At 76.3% G+C, this 2,636-nt stretch carries 3 protein-coding genes; all 3 read right to left on the reverse strand.

Annotated elements, in window-relative coordinates; all coding sequences use genetic code 11:
* Positions 1 to 519: ABC transporter ATP-binding protein (locus tag ACXJKL_RS19010; RefSeq protein WP_457208565.1), on the reverse strand; the 519-nt coding region annotated here is incomplete at its 3' end.
* Complete coding sequence (locus ACXJKL_RS19015; RefSeq protein ID WP_457208566.1) at positions 516 to 1,613, reverse strand: CbiQ family ECF transporter T component; 1,098 nt, start codon at positions 1,611 to 1,613, stop codon at positions 516 to 518. The genes ACXJKL_RS19015 and ACXJKL_RS19010, both read right to left, overlap by 4 nt.
* The gene (locus tag ACXJKL_RS19020; protein ID WP_457208567.1) at positions 1,610 to 2,566 is read right to left on the reverse strand and encodes a hypothetical protein; all 957 of its coding nucleotides are present in this window, start codon (positions 2,564 to 2,566) and stop codon (positions 1,610 to 1,612) included. The genes ACXJKL_RS19015 and ACXJKL_RS19020 overlap by 4 nt, the downstream gene beginning before the upstream one ends.
* Between the last annotated feature and the right edge of the window lie 70 nt (positions 2,567 to 2,636).

A 2,636-nucleotide genomic window follows, 5' to 3' on the forward strand; every position in this document is an offset into this window, starting at 1 on the left:
GTCCAGGGCCGAGGTGGGCTCGTCGAGCACGAGCAGGCGCGGATGCGTGGTGAGCACCGCACCGATGGCCACCCGCTGCTGCTCGCCGCCGGAGAGGGTCCGCAGGTCGCGCGCCCGGAGGTCGGCGATGCCGAGCAGGTCGAGGGTCTCCTCGACGCGACGGCGCATCGTGTCCGGCGCGACCCCGAGCTGCTCCATGCCGTAGGCGAGCTCCTCCTCGACCGTGTCGGTGACGAACCCGGCGACCGGGTCCTGGCCGACGTACCCGATGACGTGCGCCCGCTCGCGCGGCGGGGTGTGGATGATGCTCTCGCCGTCGAGCAGCACGTCGCCGGTGAGCGTGCCACCGCTGAAGCGGGGCACCAGCCCGGTGAGCACGCCGAGGAGGGTCGACTTGCCGACGCCGGTCCGTCCGGAGACGAGCACCAGCTCGCCCTCGTCGAGGCTGAGGTCGATGCCGTCGAGGACGGGCGTCGCGGCGTCGTCGTAGGTGACGCGGATGTCGCGCAGCTCGATCATGCGCCCACCACCAGGGCCGGGGCGAGGGCGTGGCGCGGCGGGGGCGCCGCCACCGCCGGCACGAGCCCCAACAGGGCGGCGCCCAGCGCGGGGACGCTGAGGTAGGGCATCGACTCGACGCCGGGATGGGCGACGAGCACGTCGTTCGCGGCGATCCACCACACCAGCACGCCGACCGCGGCACCGGAGGCCGCGACGACCGACTCCTCCACCCGCCACGGGTCGGGGCGGTAGCGCGAGCGCCGGACCCGTCGGCCCGAGCTGACCAGGCCGACGACGGCGACCGCGACGCCGGCGAGGAGCATCGGCATCGCCAGCCAGCGTGGGGCGGTCGCGTCGAGCACCGCGTAGGTCCCCACCCCGATGYCGCACAGGGCACCGAGCAGCAGGGCACCGTTGAGGCGCCGCTCCGCGCGGCCGGCGGTCCCGGCCCGGCCGTAGCCCCGGGTGTCCATGCCGGCGGCCAGCGCCAGCGACCGCTCGAGGGCGTCCTCCAGCACGGGGACCAGGAAGCGCCGCAGCCGTCCGACCCGGCCGTCCGCGCCCCCGCGCAGGGCCTGGGCGGCGCGGACCCGGCGGGCGCTGTCGGCCAGCTGCGGGAAGACCGTGACGGCCACGACGAGGGCGGTGCCGACCTCGTACAGGGCGGGCGGCACGGACTTGAGCAGCCGCTTGGGGTTGGCGAGCGAGTTGGCGGCGCCGACGCAGATGACGATGGTGGCCAGGCGGAGGCCGTCGTACAGACCGGCCAGCAGGCCCTCGCGGGTGAGCGGACCGAGGAGGCGTACGCCGGCGACCCAGTCGGGCAGCGGCACGCTCGGCAGGTCCAGCAGCACGTGGCCGCCGTCCACGCCGCCGAAGACGATCCGGAAGACCACCCGGATGAGCACGATGGCGACGCCGAGCCACAGGTAGAGGCGGAACGAGCGCGCCCACGGCTGGTCGGAGCGCCGGGCGTGCACCACCACGGCGGCCACCGCGACGAGCAGGAGCAGCAGCAGCGGGTTGGTGGTGAGGGTCGCGGCGGTGGCGAGGCCGAGGGCCCACACCCACCAGGCGACGGGGTGGAGGTCGCGGGAGAGCCGGGCGCTCACGGGCGGTCGCCGCGGCGGCGTCGCGCCACCAGCGCCATCACCGCGAGCGCGGCCACGAGTGCGACCAGCACCGCGAGCGTGACCCAGGTCGGGACGCGGGCCGACTCGTCGGCCGGGTCGGCGGCGGTCGTCGCGCCGGCGTCGGGCGTCCCGGCGTCCGAGGTCTCTGGCGCGGGGGCTGCGGCGGAGGAGGTGTCGCTCTCGCTCGGGGTGGCCGAGGGCTTCGACGCGTCCGGCTTCCCCGAGCGCGGGCCCCCGGCCGGACCCGAGGCCGACGTGGAAGGGGCGGTCGAGGGCGCCGGGGGTGGCGAGGAGGTCGGGGTCGGGGATGTCGGGGTCGCGGTGGAGGACGCGGTGGGCGAGGGGGTCGGCGCGTTGGTGGGGGCCTTMGTCGGCGCCTTGGTCGGCGCCTTGGTCGGCGCCTTGGTGGGCGCCTTGGTGGGCGAGGTCGTGGGCGTCGCGGTCGGCGAGGGCGCCGCGTGCACGGGGGCCGCGACACCCGGCGTACGACGTGCGGTGCCCTGCTGCCAGGCCAGCGCGACGGCTCCACCCTCGGGCACCTGGAGACCGCTCACGCCGATGGAGGAGTAGGTCCAGGTCCCGCTCTCCCCGTCGGTCCACCACAGGCCCCAGTAGGCGTCGGCGGGCGGCGTGTTCACGCACGGGTCGCTRGCGGGCACGCCGTCCACGCGGCAGACGAAGCCCGGCTGGCGCTGGGCGTAGCTGATGGCGACGCCGACGTCGGCGTATCGGGCGGACGCCGTCTGGCCGGAGCCGGTGTCGCAGACGGAGGTGAGGGCGCCCCCCAGCGCACCGGGGTCGACGACCACGGTGCCGCCGGAGCCCGACGTGCAGGACGCGGCCGAGGCCGGTGCCGTCGGGCCGAGCACGCCCGTCGCCGCGGCCACCAGGGTGGCCGCGGCGACGAGGAGTGCGCGAGGTGCTCTCGTCACGGGAGGGACCTTCAGTTGCGGACCGAGATGCGGGTCCTGGCGGCCTCGTCGGCCACCTTGACCTTGACGT

This window comes from Nocardioides sp. P5_C9_2 (genome assembly GCF_054049555.1).